General features: G+C 62.4%; 14 protein-coding genes and 2 pseudogenes. 14 read left to right on the forward strand and 2 right to left on the reverse strand.

The window, feature by feature from the left end; translation table 11 throughout:
• Positions 1–50: 50 nt before the first annotated feature.
• Both AC0IYN_RS12400 and AC0IYN_RS12405 read left to right on the forward strand, forming a co-directional pair.
• A complete protein-coding gene (locus tag AC0IYN_RS12400) occupies positions 51–5,870 on the forward strand; it encodes an Hpt domain-containing protein (RefSeq protein WP_457239407.1) in 5,820 nt (1,939 codons plus the stop codon).
• A complete protein-coding gene (locus tag AC0IYN_RS12405; RefSeq protein ID WP_457239406.1) occupies positions 5,863–6,318 on the forward strand; it encodes a chemotaxis protein CheW in 456 nt (151 codons plus the stop codon). Before AC0IYN_RS12400 ends, AC0IYN_RS12405 begins: the two co-directional genes overlap by 8 nt.
• Before the next feature lie 30 nt (positions 6,319–6,348).
• Here AC0IYN_RS12405 and AC0IYN_RS12410 read toward each other — a convergent pair.
• Positions 6,349–6,516, reverse strand: a pseudogene (locus tag AC0IYN_RS12410) (HigA family addiction module antitoxin); the annotation flags it as partial.
• A gap of 135 nt (positions 6,517–6,651) precedes the next feature.
• Here AC0IYN_RS12410 and AC0IYN_RS12415 point away from each other — a divergent pair.
• From AC0IYN_RS12415 to AC0IYN_RS12425, 3 genes and pseudogenes are all read left to right on the forward strand, one after another.
• Positions 6,652–6,951 (forward strand): polymorphic toxin type 44 domain-containing protein, encoded by a 300-nt coding sequence (locus AC0IYN_RS12415; protein ID WP_457239405.1) that lies wholly within the window; start codon positions 6,652–6,654, stop codon positions 6,949–6,951.
• Positions 6,952–7,012: 61 nt separating this feature from the next.
• Positions 7,013–7,432, forward strand: a complete 420-nt coding sequence (locus tag AC0IYN_RS12420) for a hypothetical protein (protein WP_457239404.1) — start codon at positions 7,013–7,015, stop codon at positions 7,430–7,432.
• A gap of 43 nt (positions 7,433–7,475) precedes the next feature.
• Positions 7,476–7,607: pseudogene (locus tag AC0IYN_RS12425) on the forward strand (DUF6124 family protein); the annotation flags it as partial.
• A 139-nt stretch (positions 7,608–7,746) separates the two neighbouring features.
• On the opposite strand, the gene AC0IYN_RS12430 reads toward AC0IYN_RS12425, so the two are convergent.
• On the reverse strand, positions 7,747–11,835 hold the full coding sequence (locus tag AC0IYN_RS12430) for a dermonecrotic toxin domain-containing protein (protein ID WP_471841594.1): 4,089 nt from the start codon (positions 11,833–11,835) through the stop codon (positions 7,747–7,749).
• A 222-nt stretch (positions 11,836–12,057) separates the two neighbouring features.
• Between AC0IYN_RS12430 and mdcA the strand changes: the two genes are divergently transcribed.
• From mdcA to madM, 9 genes are all read left to right on the forward strand, one after another.
• Positions 12,058–13,728 carry a malonate decarboxylase subunit alpha gene (gene mdcA / locus AC0IYN_RS12435; protein WP_038849452.1) on the forward strand — a complete coding sequence of 557 codons (1,671 nt, stop codon included), beginning with the start codon at positions 12,058–12,060 and terminating at the stop codon, positions 13,726–13,728.
• Entirely contained in the window at positions 13,729–14,562 is an 834-nt protein-coding gene (locus AC0IYN_RS12440; protein WP_457239401.1) for a triphosphoribosyl-dephospho-CoA synthase, read from the forward strand.
• On the forward strand, positions 14,562–14,861 hold the full coding sequence (locus AC0IYN_RS12445; RefSeq protein WP_015886328.1) for a malonate decarboxylase subunit delta: 300 nt from the start codon (positions 14,562–14,564) through the stop codon (positions 14,859–14,861). Before AC0IYN_RS12440 ends, AC0IYN_RS12445 begins: the two co-directional genes overlap by 1 nt.
• Positions 14,854–15,696, forward strand: a complete 843-nt coding sequence (locus tag AC0IYN_RS12450) for a biotin-independent malonate decarboxylase subunit beta (protein WP_471841597.1) — start codon at positions 14,854–14,856, stop codon at positions 15,694–15,696. The genes AC0IYN_RS12445 and AC0IYN_RS12450 overlap by 8 nt, the downstream gene beginning before the upstream one ends.
• Positions 15,693–16,463, forward strand: a complete 771-nt coding sequence (mdcE, locus tag AC0IYN_RS12455; RefSeq protein WP_471841599.1) for a biotin-independent malonate decarboxylase subunit gamma — start codon at positions 15,693–15,695, stop codon at positions 16,461–16,463. Before AC0IYN_RS12450 ends, mdcE begins: the two co-directional genes overlap by 4 nt.
• Positions 16,457–17,053, forward strand: coding sequence for a malonate decarboxylase holo-ACP synthase (locus AC0IYN_RS12460; protein WP_471841601.1), 597 nt, complete (start codon positions 16,457–16,459; stop codon positions 17,051–17,053). The genes mdcE and AC0IYN_RS12460 overlap by 7 nt, the downstream gene beginning before the upstream one ends.
• Positions 17,050–17,949, forward strand: a complete 900-nt coding sequence (mdcH, locus tag AC0IYN_RS12465) for a malonate decarboxylase subunit epsilon (protein WP_457239398.1) — start codon at positions 17,050–17,052, stop codon at positions 17,947–17,949. The genes AC0IYN_RS12460 and mdcH overlap by 4 nt, the downstream gene beginning before the upstream one ends.
• Before the next feature lie 67 nt (positions 17,950–18,016).
• On the forward strand, positions 18,017–18,421 hold the full coding sequence (gene madL / locus AC0IYN_RS12470; RefSeq protein WP_015886323.1) for a malonate transporter subunit MadL: 405 nt from the start codon (positions 18,017–18,019) through the stop codon (positions 18,419–18,421).
• A gap of 1 nt (position 18,422) precedes the next feature.
• On the forward strand, positions 18,423–19,187 hold the full coding sequence (madM, locus tag AC0IYN_RS12475; protein WP_058426582.1) for a malonate transporter subunit MadM: 765 nt from the start codon (positions 18,423–18,425) through the stop codon (positions 19,185–19,187).
• The last annotated feature ends 9 nt before the right edge of the window (positions 19,188–19,196 follow it).

Consider the following 19,196-nt stretch of genomic DNA (forward strand, 5'->3'; position numbering starts at 1 on the left):
ATAGGGTGTGGCGGTCATCAAGCACTACATGAATTCTAAGCGGAGCAGTTATGGTTGATCGGCACGACTACGTGGCCCTCGAATGGGTCAAGGGCGACATTGCCGAAACCTTGAAACAGGCCCGTTCGGCGCTGGATGCCTATGTCGAAACCGGCGACAGCGATGCCCTCAGCGAGTGCCTGGCCGCTATCCACCAAGTCCATGGCGCGTTGCAAATGGTCGAGTTCTACGGCGCGGCCCTGCTCGCCGAGGAAGTCGAAGAACTGGCCCTGGCCTTGCAAGCTGGGCATGTGAGCCAGCGCGACGAAGGCATCCGCCTGCTGCAACAGGCCCTCAACCAATTGCCGCTCTACCTGGACCGTGTGCACAGCGCCCGCCGTGACCTGCCGCTGGTGGTGTTGCCGCTGCTCAATGACCTGCGCAGTGCCCGTGGTGAAAGCCTGCTGTCGGAGACCAGCCTGTTCAGCCCGCAACTGCTGACGATTGCGCCGCTGCCCGATGAAGCCCTGGCCCAACGCGCGGCCCCCGACCTGAAAGACCAATTGCGCCAGTGGCACCAGCTGCTGCAACAAGCGCTTGCCGGGCTGCTGCGCGAAGACCATGGCCCCAGCAACCTGGAAGACATGGCGCGGGTGTTCGCGCGCCTCGAAGCGCTGTGCCAGGGCGCGCCGTTGTTGCCACTGTGGCAAGTCACCTCGGCGCTGGTCGAAGGCATGCTCACCGGCGTGATCGCCAACAGCCCGGCGTTGCGCAGCCTGCTCAAGGCCAGTGATAAACAGCTAAAGCGCCTGTTGGCCCAGGGCATCGGCGGGATCAACCAGCCGGCGCCGGATGAGCTGCTCAAAAGCTTGCTGTTTTATGTCGCCAAGGTCACCCGGCCGACGCCGCGCATGCAAAGCCTCAAGGAACGCTACGGCCTTGATGAAGCCTTGCCCGACAGCGCGGTGGTCGATGCCGAACGCGCACGCCTGGCCGGGCCGGACCGCAACGCCATGGGCTCGGTGCTGGGTGCATTATGTGAAGAACTGGTGCGGGTCAAGGAGCGTCTCGACCTGTTTGTACGCAGCGACCGTCAGCACACCAGCGACCTTGATGCACTGCTAGCACCGCTGCGGCAGATCGCCGACACCCTGGCGGTACTGGGCTTCGGCCAGCCGCGTAAAGTCATTATCGACCAGCTCGCCGTGGTGCTGAGCCTGGCCCAGGGCCAGCGCGAGCCGAACGATGCGGTGCTGATGGACGTCGCCGGCGCGTTGCTCTACGTCGAGGCCACACTGGCGGGCATGGTCGGCACTGTCGAACCGGAAAGCCGCGAAGACAGCCGCCTGCCCACCACCGACCTGACCCAGATCCACCAACTGGTGATCCGCGAATCCTGCCAGTGCCTCAAGCAAGCCAAGGAACTGGTGATCGACTGTATCGAAGCCGACTGGGACCGCCAGCGGCTCGAGTCCCTGCCGGAGCTGCTGAGCCAAGTGCGTGGCGCCCTGGCGATGATCCCTTTGCCCCGCGCGGCCAGCCTGATGCGTGGTTGCACGGACTACGTCGACGAACAGTTGATGGGCAGCGACGCGCCGCCGTCCGAGATGCAGTTGGCGCATTTCGCCGACGTGATCAGCAGCCTGGAGTACTACCTCGAACGCATGCTCCAAGACCCCGATGCTGCAGGTGAACGGGTGCTGGAACTGGCCACCCAAGGCCTGGCGGCGCTGGGTTACCTGCCGGCAGAGAAACCCTGGCGCCAAGCCCTGGTTGCCCCGGATGGAGCATTGGCGGTGGAGGTCGCGCCGAGCCAGTCGCAGTTCGATGCGCTGGCCAGCCCCACGTCGCGGCTAAACCCGCCGGCCTTGCAGCGCCCTGGCAGCCTGCTGCCGCCACCGGCCAACGAAGAGCCCATCGACGATGAACTGCGCGAGGTCTTCCTCGAAGAGACCGACGAAGTCCTAGAGGTGCTGCACCGGTACCTGCCCAACAGCGCGGACAAAACCGCCCAGGGTGAAATGCGCCGCGCCTTCCACACCCTCAAGGGCAGCGGCCGCATGGTCCGCGCCCTGGTCCTGGCCGAGCTGGCCTGGGCGGTGGAAAACCTGCTCAACCGCGTGCTGGAACGCAGCGTAGCCCTGGGCCCCGAGGTGCAACAGGTGCTGGATGAAGCGGTGGCCCTGCTGCCGGAGCTGATCGCCGACTTCGCCACCGACGACCAGCGCCAGCGCGATGAGGTCGATGCCCTGGCTGCCCGTGCCCACGCCTTGGCCAGCGGTACACAGGTAGCGGCCGCCGAGCCTCATGACCCGATGCTGCTGGAGATCTTCCGCAACGAAGCCCAAAGCCATCTGGACAGCCTCAATCACTTCCTGCAACAGGCCGCCGAGCATGTACCGCTGCAAGTCAGCGATGAACTGCAACGCGCCCTGCACACCCTCAAGGGCAGCGCCTACATGGCCGGCGTGTTGCCCATCGCCGAGCTGGCGCGCCCGCTGGACCACCTGACCCGAGAGTACAAGGCCCACCGCCTGCCGCTCGATCTGGACGAAGTAGAGTTGCTGCTCGAAGCCGAGGGCCTGTTCCAGCGCGGGCTGCGTGACCTGGACAGCGACCCCCTGGCGCCCATCAGGGGCGCACAGGACCTGATCAACCGGACCCAAAGCCTGCTGGACCACCAGCTTGAAGCCTTGCTCGACGCCCCGAACACCGGCCTGCGTATCAAGCGCGACCCGCAACTGATCGCCAACTTCCTGGCCCAGGGCATGGATATTCTGCTCGACGCCGAAAACCTGCTGCGCCGCTGGCAACAGCATCCCGGCGAACGCCAGGAACTCACTGCGCTGCTCGACGAACTGACCACGTTGGGGGAGGGCGCACATGTCGCCGACCTGCACGCCATCGACGAACTCTGCGAAGCCCTGCTCGACCTCTATGGCGCGGTGGAGGAGAGCAGCCTGGCGGTGAGCGAGCGGTTTTTCCATGAGGCCGAACAAGCCCATGAAGCACTGATCAGCATGCTCGACCAACTGGCCGCTGGCCAGGAAGTCAGCCCTGCGCCGGCACGGGTCGACGCCCTGCGCGAACTGCTGGATGAAGCCCTCGACCCGTCCGCCACCGGCCTGATCAAAAGCGACGGCAGTCGGGTGCTGAGCATTTCCGAACTGGGCGCCGCCACACAACAGTTGGATCACGCCACCGCGATGGACGACGAGATCGTCGAGATCTTCCTCGAAGAGGCCGTGGACATCCTCGACAGCGCCGGGCAATCGCTCAAGCGCTGGTTGCTGGAGCCCGACAACGCCGCGCCGTTGTCGTCATTGCAGCGCGATTTGCACACCCTCAAGGGCGGTGCGCGCATGGCCGAAATCGGCCCGATTGGCGACTTGGCCCATGAGTTGGAATGCCTGTACGAAGGGTTGGTGGACCGCCGCTACAGTTACTCCGCCGAACTCTCCCTGGTACTGATGGCCTGCCATGAGCTGCTGGCCTTGCAGCTGGAAGAACTGCAGCAGCACCAGCCCCTGAGTGACAGCGCCGAGCTGATCGCCAAGGTCCGGGCGTTGCGTCAAGCCACTGCGCCTGCTGCACCAGCTACCGCGCCGCCAACGTCCGGCGCCGACCCCGAGTTGCTGGATATCTTCCTGGAAGAGGCCGCCGACATTCTCGACAGTTCCAGTGCGGCGCTGTCGCGTTGGCAGGCCGAGCCCGGCAATCGCCAGGAGGTGGAAACCCTGCTGCGCGACTTGCACACCCTCAAGGGCGGTGCGCGTATGGTCGAGATCGCGCCCATTGGCGACCTTGCCCACGAACTGGAATTTCTCTATGAAGGCCTGTCTGCCGGCTTGCTCGCGCCGTCGCCGGAGCTGTTCGCCTTGCTGCAGGGCTGCCACGACCGCCTGGCGCAGATGATCGACGCGGTGGCGGATGGCTTGCCGGTCGGCTCGGTGGACAAACTCATCGAGCGCATCAAGAGCCTGGTGCACCCCAGCGACGAACCGGTGACGCCGGTGGCGTTGCCAGCGGGCAAGGCGGAGGCCGTGGTAGACCCGGCCGCCGACATGGTAAAGATCTCTGCCGAGCTGCTCGACGATCTGGTCAACCTGGCCGGTGAGACGTCCATCTTCCGTGGCCGTATCGAGCAGCAAGTCAACGACGCCCGCATCGCCCTCACAGAAGTGGAAACCACTATCGAACGCATGCGCGACCAACTGCGGCGTCTCGACACTGAAACCCAGGGCCGCATCCTCAGCCGCCAGCAAGCCGAGGCCGAGCGCCTGGGGTATGAGGACTTCGACCCGCTGGAAATGGATCGTCATTCGCAATTGCAGCAATTGTCCCGCGCATTGTCCGAATCCGCTTCCGACCTGCTCGACCTCAAGGACACCCTTGAGCGTCGCAACGAGGACGCGCACGACCTGTTGCAGCAACAGGCGCGTATCAACACAGAGTTGCAGGAAGGCCTGATGCGCACGCGCATGGTGCCGTTCGAACGCATGCTGCCGCGCCTCAAGCGCATCGTGCGCCAAGTGGCGGGGGAGCTGGGTAAAGACGTGGAGTTCATCGTCGGCAACGCCGAGGGCGAGATGGACCGCAACGTGCTGGAACGCATGGCCGCGCCGCTGGAGCACATGCTGCGCAACGCCGTCGACCACGGCCTGGAGTCCCGCGATGCACGGCTGCTGGCCGGTAAGCCCGAGAAAGGCCGCATCACCCTGGACCTGACCCACGAGGGCGGCGACATCGTTTTCGACATGCGCGACGACGGTGCCGGTGTACCGCTGGAGGCCGTACGGCGCAAGGCGATCAAGCGTGGCTTGCTCGCCCCGCATCAAGAGATCAGCGACCGCGACGTGTTGCAATTCATCCTGCAGCCGGGCTTCTCCACGGCTGAAAAGATTACGCAGATTTCCGGGCGCGGCGTGGGCATGGACGTGGTGCATGAGGAGGTGCGTCAGCTTGGCGGCTCGATGGTCATTGACTCGACGCCGGGCGAAGGTGTGCATTTCCGTATTCGCTTGCCGTTCACCGTGTCGGTCAACCGCGCGCTGATGGTGCAATGTGCGGATGACCAGTACGCGATTCCGCTCAACACCATCGAAGGCCTGGTGCGGGTGCTGCCCCATGAGCTGGCGGGGCACTATCAGCAGGATCCGCCGAGTTATGAATACGCCGGCCAGCGCTATGAGTTGTTCTACCTGGGCGACCTGCTGCACACCGTCAGCCGCCCGAAACTGCTGGGCCAGTACCAGCCGGTGCCGGTGCTCTTGGTGCAGTGCAACGAGCGGCGGGTGGCCATCCATGTGGATGCCATGGCCGGCACGCGGGAGATTGTGGTCAAGGGCCTGGGCCCACAGTTTGCAGGCGTGCAGGGCCTGTCGGGCGCGACGATCCTGGGCGACGGTCGCGTGGTGCTGATCATCGATTTGCTCGCGCATATCCGCGCACGCCAGCCGGCTTTGCCGGCCCAGTTGGTCGACGCGCCGCTGATCCTCAACGACCCGTTGAAAAAGCGCCCGTTGCTGGTGCTGGTGGTGGATGACTCCGTCACGGTGCGTAAAGTCACTAGCCGCTTGTTGGAGCGCAACGGCATGAACGTGCTCACCGCCAAAGACGGCATCGACGCCCTCGCCGTGCTCGAAGAGCACACCCCGGACCTGATGCTGCTCGACATCGAAATGCCGCGCATGGACGGCTTCGAAGTCGCCACCCAAGTGCGCAACGACCCCCGGCTGATGCGCCTGCCGATCATCATGATCACCTCGCGCACCGGCCAGAAACACCGCGACCGCGCCATGGCCATTGGCGTCAACGACTACCTCGGCAAGCCGTACCAGGAATCGGTGCTGCTCGAAAGCATCGCCTACTGGAGCAAGTCCCATGCTTGACCACCGCACCAGCCAACTCACCGGCCTGCTGCTGCCCCTGGTCGACCGCCATCTGGTGCTGCCCAACGTCGCCATCGCCGAGTTGATCGACTTCCAGCGCGGCGAACCGGCCAGCGACGCGCCGCCGTGGTATTTACGGCAAGTGACCTGGCGCGATCGGCAAATACCGCTGATCAGCTTTGAAGCGGTATGCGGCGAAGCGAGTGTGACCGGTGAGCGCGCAAGGATTGTGGTGTTGAATGCCTTGGGTGGGCGGCCGACGTTGAAGTTTATTGCGCTGGTGATCCAGGGGATTCCCCGCTCCTACAAGCTGGATAGTGAATTGAGCTATGTGGATGTGCCGCTGTGCCCGCTGGAGCTGGCGGCGGTGCAGGTGGGGGAGCATGTGGCGAAGGTGCCGGACCTCATGGGCATCGAAGCGCTCTTGGTTGAATCCGGCTTGGCTTGATTGCCCACCTATTCAAATCCCTATGAAGTTCCAAATGTGGGCGGTACTCACACCGGCTCGTTCCAACCGGACGGCAAGGTCCGGACTGACTGGGGCGTGGCCATGCAAGATCCTTGAAAAAGTCTCGGGGGCGAAGCCAAGGTGTCGCGCCATTTCGGTGGTGGTGATGTCCAGGGCAGGGATTACATCTTCAAGCAGTCTTGTCCTGCCACCGTAAACGTAAGGCTTGGATCTAAAGGACGTCTGAACTTTCTGTAAGTAAGGACTCGGAATTTTTGCTGACTTTTGAGTGCTAACTTTTCGACACTCAAACCCATCAGCAAGGATTCGCAAATGGCCGTCCCTCCCATACCCCCGGGCGTTTCGCTGCAAGACAATATCGCCTTGGCCAACAACCGCAGGATGCATTTGAAGCCTGGTTCGGCGTTCACCTATTCGTGGTTTTACTCGCAGGTCAGAGGGCGTGGCCCTTGGGATTACAAACAGAAAAGTCGCGAGTATGAGGCGTTCGGTAACTTCAACTACGGCATCACCGGCACTGTGCTGGGTATTCCGGAGAGTGTGCTGTTGAGAGCGGCTGGTGCGGCGCAAAAGGCGGCAGGGACTTCTCGGGCGGAGTTCGGAGACTGGTAGGGCGATGCGCCGTATGGTGATGATCACAGTGACCAGCATTGGATCAAGGAGGATATCGAATATGCCAGAGCTCAAGGGTATTAAGTGGCCGGTCCAGGGCTTGCTCAACGGGCTGCTGGTGGTGTGTCTCGGGTACTTGGGTGTTGGTTGGTTGATCAGCCCAGGTCCACCGGAATTGGATGAGGTTGTGCTCAAGTATTCCCTGAATAATGGAAGCTCCATTTACGGTGCGCGAAACAATCAGGGTGGCGCAACGGTGGGCTTTTCCTACCTGTACTACGTCCACAAGGATCTGAGTACTGATCGGGAAATACTCACGACATTGATGTCGGCACATCCCTTTCTGAAAACTAAAGAGCCGGATGTCCAAGCTACCCGCCAGGATGGTTTCATCCGCCTCACAGTTCGTGGGGAGGTTTATGAATACCGCAGCTACCCGCTGGAAGGGTTGGGGACTGTGAGCGTAGACATGAAGTTGTAAGCCGGCAGGCCCTCGGTTTTTTACTGCAAGATGTTAGTTCGCGTGCAACCTGGCTTTCGACTTGGACACTTCCCAGCGCGCGATCATGCTCGGGATCCAGCAAATGGCAGAGCTTGGGCAGTTGTGGGTCGATAGAGCGCTAGAGCAAATATCTGCCGCAACCCACGGCTTCTGAGACACCACCAAACCTGGTGCGGGAGTGCGTTGTTCAGGACCCTGCGGTTCCATCGACTCGAATGGCGTAGTTCCCGTGCTTATTTGATCGCTCCCAGGCTCCACGTGGGAACAATCAATACGACCTCAGAAATGCGCGATCAAGGTGGCGATATTGGTTTGAGGTATTCATCAACATTCTGATAAATCTGATAGTCCCCCGCCACATCGTTCACCCCAAGCCTTTGTTGTCGGTCTGGCCGTGGGCCGGTCGTCGGGCGTGTCACGCTGGCTGAGCCCCTGGCTCCGTCGTAGACACCTATACCGGGCACGCCGGTCAGTTCCGCTATGCCAGGCACCCCCCGGCTGGTGTTCATATGTGACCGGCCAACCACGGCGACCCATTTTTCTCCAGGTGGGACCTGACCGATTACTTTCGTGGCGTAGTAATTGAGTTCTCTTTGCCGATCATTGGTGTACCGCAGGTTGAGGCTGTCGTTGGTGGCGCTGCGAGTGGCGTGTTGGGTGAGGTGTTCGTGCTCGATGCCTACGATGTTGATGCCGTTTTTTTCGGCCGCTTCATACAAGGCCATTCGTGATGGGGTGTTGTTCTGGTAGGCCGCGTTGCGGGGACGAAGCGGGATCATCGGAATATCTGCCGCTACGTAGGGGGTGAGTCCGATGCCAGGGGCGCCCTCAAGTAGCAAGGTAGTGACCCCCATTTCGCGGAACATGGGCATGTTCTCGATCAGCAGCACGTCCATGGCGACCTGGTTGTGTTGTTCGCCCAGCACCAGCCCGGGGCCGTTTTCAAGTTGGATGCGCATCAAGTCGCCGGGCGATGTATTGGCTGGCGAAGCCAGCATGTTGGGGCGAGGGGGGAGCGCTCCGTTCGCCTGGCGTTGGTAAAAATTTGCCATGTCGTTTCTGAACCAACGTCTTGCCGTGCCGCGTGAGCCTGATACAGCAGTGAAATCAGCACCACCCGCGAACAGGTAGTCCACATATTCCACTGGCGGTGTCGGGCTTTGTCGCCTTTGTGCACCTCGTCGCCCACCCGCCATTACGTTCAACCGCCACTCTCCACCTCCCGCCGACTGCAACGATGCCTTGATCCTGCCGCTCTTGGGTGTCGTCAACGGCGCATTCGGATCAATGATATTCACCTGCCCGCTGCGCGCATGAAACGCCGAGTCGATCTGGTAGACCTGGTTCACCTCTGTGCTGTCGGTAAAGCGTACATAAAAGTTACCGCCGACATTGTAGGTACCGTCCGGGCGCAACGGGCGGCCCTGAATCACTGTGCTCGGCACGGTAAACGCGCTCAGGTCTCGACCTGCCGTGGTGATCACATTCGACGTGGGTATGTCTTGCGCGGCAATGCGATTACTGGATGAGGCGGCCATTTGTGGTGGGCCGTTTTTTTGGGAGGCCTTGGCGATGTGTTCAATGGCGCGCAAGGGGGCTTTGCCGACGGGCCTTAGTGGCGCTGTTCGGATCACTGGGATGCCTGCCCCGGCGGTTGCAAAGTCCGCGTAGATCGCCCGGCCCAGTGCCGGGTTCTTGACCAGCTTGGGCAATAATCTTGCATTGGCGCGCAGGGCTGCGACACCGGCCTTGCCCAGCCGCAGTCCCATGGAAGCACCTTTGCCGACCACCGGTAGCAGGTCCATGAAGATCATGGCGACTTCAACACCGAACAGGATTTTGTTGGCGGTTGACTGTGCCTTAACCTCGGCACTGCTGACGGATTGGTGATCGGCCTTGTCGATCACCAATTGCACGTGTTGTTTGTACAGCGCATCCAGGCCATTGCCGGTCATAGGCGTGAGGGTAGAGGTTTCACCTTTCAGGTTGAGGGCCTTGACGTAGTTGTCGATTGCGCTAGCAGGGTTACCTCCCAGATTGAATGTGTGTTTCTTGAGCGCCTCCTCCGCCTTGGCGACGTCATCTTTACTGACCGGCGATTTGCGGCTCGCGGTGTACAGCTTCCACTCGTTTTTATCCAGCAGTGTATTGAGCGCCTCTTGGCTTGCCACTTCGCGAAAAGTGAGGCCGTCGGGGGCATTCGGTGCGTACAGGACCCGCTCTGCGTCCTTGGTGTTGCCGATTACCATCACACCTTGAACGGGCAGGCCGCGTTGGACGAGGGCGTGGCTAACAACGGTTTCGCCATCGACCTGCGGGCGGGTTTCCGGATCGGGGTGATCCAGTACGGCGTCGACCCATTGCGCCCCGCGCTTGCTGGTTTTGTCGTCTTTTGCCTCTGCCTTGTAGGCATCCGGGTTGAGCGTTGCGAGAAACGCCTCTTTGCCCATCAGGTCTGCCTGGCTGGCTTTCCACGCATTACGCCGCTTTCCTGCCAGGCCCGCCGCGTCGTCTGTTACCAGTTCTTTTTTCAACAGGGCGGTGTATTCACCGCCGACATCAGCGGTGTTGACCAGTGTCTCGAGTTGGTCGGTGTCCAGCACAATAGGCTTACCGTCGGTGTCGAGTAACGGTTTGCCCTGTTTGTCGGTCAGCGGCAGTTTGAACGTGATTTGCGTGAACGTGCCGGCTTCACCAGCAGGGAACTCGGTGGGGTTTTTCAGGGCCAGGTCGGTGAGTGATACCTGTGTGTTTTTTTCATAAGGGGTGCTGCTGTTGGTTTTTCGGCCGTTGTTGACGTAGGTCTTGGTGCGGACCTGAACCATCAGTTGGTCGGCATCCAACACCGCGTTCGGGTAACTCTTTTTTATCGCCTCATTCATCCGGTCGCGGGCGAAGGTTGCCAGGGAGGGAATGCTTTGAATTAAGGGAGTCAGTGCGTTGGCACTTTTTTCCTGCGCGTGCTCCAAGTGGGTAAAGAGCGCCTCTTGAGCCGGGCTCAGTTTTTTCAACCACTCGGGTTGCAGTTTATCTGCCAATGCTTGATTGCGCGCCAGCAGGGCATTGCTGCCGTCAAGCAAGTAGGACCAGTCGGCGGCGGCGTCGATGGTCGTTGATGAAAGGGGATCTTCACACTGGCTCGCCTCGATTTCTGCCTGCTGACGCGCGAGCATCCAGGGAATGCCTTCGGCCAAAACATCCCCATCCAGTGGTGCTGCAATGAGCATCAGGTCTTCGCCGCTGGGCGGCTCGGCGCGGTTTTGTAGCGATAGCGGCAGGGTTTGCAGCAGCAGGTCGGCGTTTGCCCCGCCCTCGTCAAGCCGTTTTGCCAAGGCTTGGCGGGCCTGGGCTGGCGTTGCGAACGCCTCGAAGCCCTCGCCTGGGGTGTACAGCACAGCGGGGCCATGGGCGTCATTGAGTGCAAGGGATTTGTCTTGGGGCCAAGCGGGTGGCGTGGCAAAGGAACCGTCGGTTTGGGTGATTAGAAACGTACCCGCCATCAGTGCACCGCGTTCGGTGCCGTCGTCAATCATGAGTGGATACACGCCTGGGCGCGCGCCATCTGGAAAGTTTTTTTCCCGTTCGGCCAGGGTAGGGTGTTGCAGGGCGTTGTCGATCAGCTTTTTGCTCGCCGCACTCAACGTGCCGTCGCTGGCGCGCAATGCGGCAAGGGTCGACAGTTGTTGTTTATGCAGGTCCAGCAGTTGACTCTGCGGCGCCGCCAGTACCTGTGGATTGCGTTCTGTCGGGCGGGGTTTGGTCCAGTAGCCCTTGAGTATCGCGGGGTACTGGGTGGCGATGCGTTCGGCGATGGTGTGGAGTGAGTGTAATGGGGTGATTTCGGTGGAGGGCCGGGTGTCTGTGCGTTGAGTGAACACGCCGACGCAGACGTTACTGTCATCTTTCTTGGCTGGCGTGCCCAGTTGTTCTGCGACTCGCCTTTCCAATACCTTCAGCAGCGGCTCTTCTGAGAGTGTCTTGATACTGCCGTCACTTTGTTTAGTCCAGCGCTTGACGATCAGGTTTGCAGGGTCGAGATAGGGTTGGTCTGCCAACATCGACGCCACTTGCTGCTGTTTGAGTTGGCTGAAGCTTGGCTGTTGGCCGTGCAAACGTCGCATGGCGAGGGTGAGATCATCGTATTGCGTGAGGAAGGCTTGCTGATCACTGACCTTGAATTGCTTGGCCAGTGCTGGGAACTGCACCGTGGCCGGTGGAATGCCTGACGATTCGGGCAATGGCGTAGAGCCGGGTGCGAAGGTAGAGGGCTTTGCCGGGGCAAGTGGTGAAATGTTTTTAACGTCGGGTGTGGGCTGTGGGCCGGGCGGGGTATTGCGTCGCACTGAAGACTGCTGCATCAGCGCGTAGTCTAGAGCAAACATAAGGGGTACCTCGTAAGGCAGTTTCGATGGTAGTCGTTACGCTTCCTGTCAGTCGTCAGGTGGGTGAACGCTCGATGAGGGTTGGTTCCGGCGGATGTGTAATGGAATATTCGGCGAGGCCAATCGTTACTCTGTCCGTAACAGTTGCACGGCGAGCTTGATTGATCCCCCTTCCTTGCCCTTTTAACGTAAGCCCCACGACAGCAAACCCGTGGAGCGACCATGACAACAACAATCACCCCCGACTCGCGCTGGACGCGGCGGCGCGACGAGAAGCAGCGGCGGCTCGGGCTGGTCAAAAAATACGCAGACGGGGCGGTGTTGCCCAGTGACAGGATCGTCGAGGCGCTTGAGGCGCTGATCCTGCCCGGCGACCGCGTGGTGTTGGAGGGCAATAACCAGAAGCAAGCGGATTTCCTCTCGCGCTCCCTCGCCAAAGCCGACCCGTCCAAGCTCCACGATTTGCACATGATCATGCCCAGCGTCGGCCGTTCCGAGCACCTGGACCTGTTTGAAAAAGGCATCGCCCGCAAGCTGGACTTCTCCTTCGCCGGCACCCAATCCCTGCGTATCAGCCAGTTGCTCGAAGACGGCCTGCTGGAAATCGGCGCGATCCACACCTACATCGAACTCTATGCGCGGCTGGTGGTGGACCTGATCCCCAACGTGGTGCTTTCCGCCGGTTTCATGGCCGACCGCGCCGGCAATATCTACACCGGCGCCAGCACCGAAGACACCCCGGCGCTGATCGAGCCTGCCGCGTTCAGCGATGGCATCGTGATCGTGCAGGTCAACCAGTTGGTGGATGACGTCACCGATTTGCCCCGCGTCGACATTCCGGCGAGCTGGGTGGATTTTGTGGTGGTGGCCGACAAGCCGTTCTACATCGAGCCGCTGTTCACCCGCGACCCGCGCCACATCAAGCCGGTGCATGTGCTGATGGCGATGATGGCGATACGTGGCATCTACGAAAAACACAATGTGCAGTCGCTCAACCACGGCATCGGTTTCAACACTGCCGCCATTGAGCTGATCCTGCCCACCTACGGCGAATCCCTTGGCCTCAAGGGCAAGATCTGCCGCAACTGGACCCTCAACCCGCATCCCACGCTGATCCCTGCGATTGAAAGCGGCTGGGTGGAAAGCGTGCATTGCTTCGGCACCGAACTGGGCATGGAGAACTACATCGCCGCGAGGCCGGATGTGTTCTTCACCGGCCGCGACGGCTCGATGCGCTCCAACCGGATGTTTTGCCAACTCGCCGGCCAATACGCGGTGGACCTGTTTATCGGCGCCACCCTGCAGGTCGACGGCGACGGCCATTCCTCCACCGTGACCCGTGGCCGACTCGCCGGTTTTGGTGGCGCACCGAACATGGGCCACGACCCACGCGGTCGGCGCCACGGCACGCCGGCCTGGCTGGATATGCGCCACGACGATGCCCCGGAAGCGCTGCTGGAACGCGGCAAAAAACTCGTGGTGCAAATGGTCGAGACCTTCCAGGAAGGCGGCAAACCCACGTTCGTCGACACCCTCGACGCGGTGGAAGTCGCGCGCAAAAGCGGCATGCCGCTGGCACCGATCATGATCTACGGCGATGACGTCACTCACCTGCTCACCGAAGAGGGCATTGCCTACCTGTACAAAGCGCGTTCACTCGAAGAGCGCCAGGCGATGATCGCTGCCGTCGCAGGTGTCACGGCGATTGGCATGCGCCACAACCCCAAGGACACCGCGCGCATGCGCCGCGAAGGCCTGATCGCCTTGCCCGAAGACTTGGGCATTCGCCGCACTGACGCCACCCGCGAGCTGTTGGCCGCCAAGAGCGTGGCTGACCTGGTGGAGTGGTCCGGTGGCTTGTACAACCCGCCCGCCAAATTCAGGAGCTGGTAAATGCGCGCCCTTAAATTGCATGAACTCAGCCTTGCGGATCGCCTAGCTGATCTGGCCGTCGATGCGCTGATCGATGAAGCGGACCTGTCGCCCAAACCCGCCCTGGTGGACCGGCGTGGCAACGGCGCCCACAGTGATTTGCATCTGGGCCTGATGCATGCCTCGGCGTTGTCGCTGTGGCCGATGTTCAAGGAAATGGCCGAGGCGGCGATTGAATTCGGTGAAGTCGGCTTGCCCCTGCGTGAAGCCCTTGGGCGCATTGGCCGTGAAGGTGAGCAAGCAATGTTGACCACCACCAACGGCGTGAACACCCATCGGGGTGCGATCTGGGCCCTTGGTTTGCTCACGGCAGCGGCGGCGCTGGAGCCCCGCGCCGTCACGCTGACGGCAGCCAAACTGGCCTTGCTCAACGACCGCTATGCCCCGCAGCCCATGAGCCACGGTGCTCAAGTCGCCCAACGTTACGGCGCACGCGGCGCTCGTGAAGAAGCGCAGCTGGGCTTCCCGTCCGTGGTGCAACGCGGCTTGCCGCAGCTGCACCGAAGCCGCCAGCAAAGCGCCGGCGAACAGAACGCGCGCCTGGACGCCTTGCTCGCGATCATGACGGACCTGGCCGACACCTGCGTGCTTTACCGCGCCGGCCCCGAAGGCCTGCTAGCGATGCAGCAGGGCGCTCAAGCGGTACTCGATGCAGGCGGCAGCGCAACCCTCGGCGGTCGTCGCCAACTGCACGCGCTGGACCTTCAACTGCTGGCCCTGAATGCCTCCCCGGGCGGCGCCGCCGACCTGTTGGCTGCCTGCCTGTTTATCGACCGCCTCGACGGAGCGTTGTGATGGAAACCTTATCCTTTGAATTCCCCGCCGGGCAGCCGCCAAAAGGCCGTGCGCTGGTGGGTTGCGTCGGCTCGGGCGACCTGGAAGTGCTGCTGGAACCGGGCACGCCGGGCACGCTGACCATCCAGGTGCAGACCTCGGTGAATGGCGCCGAGCAACGCTGGCAGCATCTGTTCGAGCGGATCTTCCAGGAGCAAACCCCGCCAGCCTTGAATATTGATATCCACGATTTCGGCGCCACCCCCGGCGTGGTGCGCTTGCGCCTGGAGCAGGGTTTCGAGGAGATCGGCCATGACTGACTTACTCGCCAAACACAGCTTCGTTGAACTGGGCGCTCGGCAGCGTGCCAAGGCGTTGCTGGACGCCGGTTCCTACCGCGAATTGATCGACCCGTTCCAGCGGGTCATGTCGCCCTGGCTCAGCCGCCAAGGCGTGGTGCCACAGGCCGATGACGGTGTGGTGATCGCCAAGGGCAGCATCGACGGCAAACCTGTCGTCATTGCCGCCATCGAAGGCAACTTCCAGGGTGGCAGTCTCGGCGAAGTGGGCGGCGCGAAAATCGCCGGCGCCCTGGAACTGGCCGCCGAAGACAACCGTAAGGGCGTCCCGACCCGCGCGGTGCTGCTGCTGGAAACCGGGGGGGTGCGCCTGCAGGAAGCCAACCTCGGCCTGGCCGCCATTGCCGATATCCACGCGGCGATTGTCGACCTGCGCCAATACCAGCCGGTGATCGGTGTGGTGGCCGGCAGTGTCGGTTGTTTTGGTGGCATGTCCATCGCCGCCGGGTTGTGCAGTTACCTGGTGGTCACGCGCGAAGCCCGCCTGGGCCTGAACGGCCCGCAAGTGATCGAGCAGGAGGCCGGCCTGGAAGAGTACGACTCCCGCGACCGGCCTTTCATCTGGAGCTTTACGGGCGGCGAACAACGCTTCAACAGCGGCCTGGCCGACCGTTATGTAACGGACGATGTGGCCGCGATTCAACAGACCGTCAGCGCATTGCTGCAACAAGGCCTGCCCACCCAACAACGCAGCCGCCAGGCCGTGTACTACCTGGCGCGCCTGGCCGAACTGGACGCCACGGCGCAGATCGACCCGGCGACAGTGCGCGATCTGTTTCAAGGAGAACGCTCATGAGAGGTTTGCAGTGGTTCAACGCTTTGAGCGCCGGAGCGACAGCCGTTGAGGATTTGCCCAACTCGCTGAAAGTCGCCGATGGTGTGCTGGGTGAGCAGCATGTGCGCTATATCGCCGTGGTCACCGACGCACAAAACCGCTTCCCCCGCGCACGCAACGGCGAAGTCGGCCTGCTGGAAGGCTGGGGTCTGGCGAAGGCCGTCGATGAAGCCATTGCCCGAGGCGACAAACGCCCGATCATCGCCATCGTCGACGTGCCCAGCCAAGCCTATGGTCGGCGCGAAGAAGCGTTCGGCATCCACCAGGCCTTGGCCGCCGCTGCCGACAGCTATGCCCGTGCTCGCCTGGCCGGGCACCCGGTGATTGCGCTGTTGGTGGGCAAGGCGATGTCCGGCGCATTTCTCGCCCACGGGTACCAAGCCAATCGCCTGATCGCCCTGCGCGATCCCGGTGTGATGGTGCACGCCATGGGCAAGGCCTCGGCCGCGCGCGTGACGCTGCGCAGCGTTGAAGAGTTGGAAGCCCTGGCCGCCAGCGTGCCGCCCATGGCCTACGACATCGACAGTTACGCCAGCCTGGGGTTGCTGTGGGAAACCTTGTCGGTCAGCCAGATTGAACAGCCCACGCCGGAGGATGTGGCGCGGGTCAGCGATTGCCTGGTGAGTGCGATCAAGGATATTGGCAGCACCGACTTGAGCGGTCGCCTTGGTGCGACCAACCGCGCGGCTTCCAGCCACGTACGCCAACTGCTGCGGGAACAATGGTGAACGCCCATGACTTGCTCTGGGGCATGACCCCGGCGCACCTGCCGGCCGACGCTCCGGCCTGGGCGGTGGCGGCGATCGACGCGGAGCACCCCGTGGTGGTACGTCGCGCCGTCGCCGAGCCGGGCTATGTGGCGGTCGGTGTGCGCGGGCGTTTGCGTGAACAGCGTTTCGCCGCCGAGATGCCTATGGCAGCGGTGCAGCGGCGTGTGATACCCGAAGCGTTGCGCGGTGTGATCTCGCCACGGGATTTACCGGCGTTGCGAGCGCTCGCAGCCCTGCGGCCAGTGCTGGCGCAGGAAGCGTGGGGCGTCACCGGCAGCGCGGGCTTCGAATTGGCCAGTGGGGTCGAAGCGCTGCACGAGCAGAGTGACCTGGACTTGATTCTGCGCACCCCCGAGCCGTTGGCCCGAGGTGATGCAGAAGACCTGCTGGCGATTCTTGAAACGGCTGAGTGCGCCGTGGACCTGCAGTTGCAAACTCCATTTGGCGCTGTTGCCTTGCGCGAATGGGCGAGTGGTTCACGCCGCGTGCTGCTCAAAACCGCCCGCGGTGCGCACCTGGTGCTTGATCCCTGGCAGGCCGTGGCATGAGCAGCCTTCTGGTGTTCCCGGGGCAGGGCGCCCAACGGCCGGGCATGCTCCAGGCGTTGCCGGCCGAGGTGTTGGAGCAGGCCAGCGATGCGCTGGGTGAAGACGTTCGGGCATTGGATTCGGCTGAGGCCCTGGCGAATACCCGCGCGGTACAACTCTGCCTGTTGATTGCCGGCGTGGCCCACGCCCGCCTGCTGCAACACGCCCCGGATTACGTCGCGGGCCTGTCCATCGGTGCCTATCCGGCGGCGGTGATCGCCGGTGCGCTGGACTTCAACGACGCCATTAAACTCGTCAGCCTGCGCGGCGAGCTGATGCAAAACGCTTATCCACAGGGCTACGGCATGACCGCACTGATTGGCCCTGAGTTATCCACCGTCGAAAGCGTGCTGGCCGACATACACAGTGCTGAAACCCCGGTTTACCTGGCCAATATCAATGCCGACAACCAGACCGTCATCGCCGGCAGCAATGCGGCCATGAAGCGAGTCGCCGACCGCATCAAAGGCAACGGCATCGCCAAGCGCCTGGCCGTCAGCGTGCCGTCCCATTGCGTGCTGCTGGAGCAACCGGCCCAGGCCCTGGCGCAGGCCTTCGTGTCGCTCAAGGCGCCGCGTATCACCTACCTGAGCAGTACCCGCGCGCGGCCGATCCACAACCCCGAGCAACTGCGCGACGACCTGGCCTTCAACATGTGCCGCGTCGTCGACTGGCGCGGCACCGTGCAAAGCGCCTACGAGCGCGGCGTGCGCCTGCAAATCGAACTGCCTCCGGGCGCGGTGCTCACCGGCCTGTCGCGCCGGGTGTTTGAACAGGGCACGGTGATCGCCTGCGAAGGCGCACGCCTGGACACTTTGCAGGCCCTGCTGCAAGAGGAGGAGCGCCGCCACCGATAAAGCAGTACCCAAGGCTTTCGAAGCACAACAACAACAATTTCGATCGAGCACTTTGAGGACAACAACAATGATTATCTACGGTGTGGCACTGCTGGCGATCTGCACGCTCGCGGGCGTGATCATGGGCGACATGCTTGGCGTGTTGCTGGGCGTCAAATCCAACGTGGGCGGGGTGGGCATCGCGATGATCCTGCTGATCTGCGCCCGCCTGTGGATGCAGAAGCGCGGCGGCATGACCAAGGATTGCGAAATGGGCGTGGGCTTCTGGGGCGCCATGTACATCCCGGTGGTGGTGGCGATGGCCGCGCAACAAAACGTGGTGACCGCCCTGCACGGTGGCCCGGTGGCGGTGCTCGCCGCGATTGGGTCTGTGGTCGTATGTGGTTGCACCATCGCCCTGATCAGCCGCACGCACAAGGGTGAACCGCTGCCCGATGAAGAGCCGCTGATCGCACCAGTAGGAGGTCGCTGATATGTGGGATCTCATTGAAAAAGGTTTGGAACACAACGGCCTGATCACCGCGTTTGCCTTCGTTGGCGTGGTCATGTGGATTTCGGTGGTGCTGTCCAAGCGCCTGACCTTCGGGCGTATTCACGGCTCGGCGATTGCCATCGTCATTGGCCTGGTATTGGCCTGGGTCGGCGGCACGATCACCGGCGGCCAGAAAGGTCTGGCGGACCTGGCGCTGTTCTCCGGGATCGGCCTGATGGGCGGCGCGATGCTGCGCGACTTCGCCATTGTCGCCACGGCGTTTGAAGTGCAAGCCACCGAGGCGCGCAAGGCTGGGATGATTGGTGTGATTGCACTGCTGCTCGGCACGATCCTGCCGTTTATCGTCGGTGCGAGCATGGCCTGGGTGTTTGGTTATCGCGATGCAATCAGCATGACCACCATTGGCGCGGGTGCCGTTACCTACATCGTCGGGCCAGTGACCGGTGCGGCGATTGGCGCGACCTCGGATGTGATGGCGCTGTCGATTGCCACCGGGTTGATCAAGGCGATTCTGGTGATGGTCGGCACGCCGGTCGCAGCGCGCTGGATGGGCTTGGATAATCCGCGTTCGGCGATGGTGTTTGGTGGGTTGGCCGGCACGGTGAGCGGTGTGACGGCGGGCTTGGCGGCGACGGATCGGCGGCTGGTGCCGTATGGTGCGTTGACGGCGACGTTCCACACCGGGCTGGGTTGCTTGCTCGGGCCTTCGCTGCTCTATTTCATCGTACGCGGCCTGGTCGGTTAGTCCCTTGTA

It is taken from the genome of Pseudomonas sp. AC112, assembly GCF_979253545.1.

Excerpts from the sequence above, each read along its gene's own strand:
- AC0IYN_RS12405 (WP_457239406.1), top strand. The coding sequence starts at position 5,863 with ATGCTTGACCACCGCACCAGCCAACTCACCGGCCTGCTGCTGCCCCTG.
- madL (WP_015886323.1), top strand. The coding sequence starts at position 18,017 with ATGATTATCTACGGTGTGGCACTGCTGGCGATCTGCACGCTCGCGGGC.
- AC0IYN_RS12445 (WP_015886328.1), top strand. The coding sequence starts at position 14,562 with ATGGAAACCTTATCCTTTGAATTCCCCGCCGGGCAGCCGCCAAAAGGC.
- madM (WP_058426582.1), top strand. The coding sequence starts at position 18,423 with ATGTGGGATCTCATTGAAAAAGGTTTGGAACACAACGGCCTGATCACC.
- mdcA (WP_038849452.1), top strand. The coding sequence starts at position 12,058 with ATGACAACAACAATCACCCCCGACTCGCGCTGGACGCGGCGGCGCGAC.
- AC0IYN_RS12440 (WP_457239401.1), top strand. The coding sequence starts at position 13,729 with ATGCGCGCCCTTAAATTGCATGAACTCAGCCTTGCGGATCGCCTAGCT.
- AC0IYN_RS12415 (WP_457239405.1), top strand. The coding sequence starts at position 6,652 with ATGGCCGTCCCTCCCATACCCCCGGGCGTTTCGCTGCAAGACAATATC.
- AC0IYN_RS12400 (WP_457239407.1), top strand. The coding sequence starts at position 51 with ATGGTTGATCGGCACGACTACGTGGCCCTCGAATGGGTCAAGGGCGAC.
- AC0IYN_RS12450 (WP_471841597.1), top strand. The coding sequence starts at position 14,854 with ATGACTGACTTACTCGCCAAACACAGCTTCGTTGAACTGGGCGCTCGG.
- AC0IYN_RS12460 (WP_471841601.1), top strand. The coding sequence starts at position 16,457 with ATGGTGAACGCCCATGACTTGCTCTGGGGCATGACCCCGGCGCACCTG.
- AC0IYN_RS12430 (WP_471841594.1), bottom strand. The coding sequence starts at position 11,835 with ATGTTTGCTCTAGACTACGCGCTGATGCAGCAGTCTTCAGTGCGACGC.
- mdcE (WP_471841599.1), top strand. The coding sequence starts at position 15,693 with ATGAGAGGTTTGCAGTGGTTCAACGCTTTGAGCGCCGGAGCGACAGCC.
- AC0IYN_RS12420 (WP_457239404.1), top strand. The coding sequence starts at position 7,013 with ATGCCAGAGCTCAAGGGTATTAAGTGGCCGGTCCAGGGCTTGCTCAAC.
- mdcH (WP_457239398.1), top strand. The coding sequence starts at position 17,050 with ATGAGCAGCCTTCTGGTGTTCCCGGGGCAGGGCGCCCAACGGCCGGGC.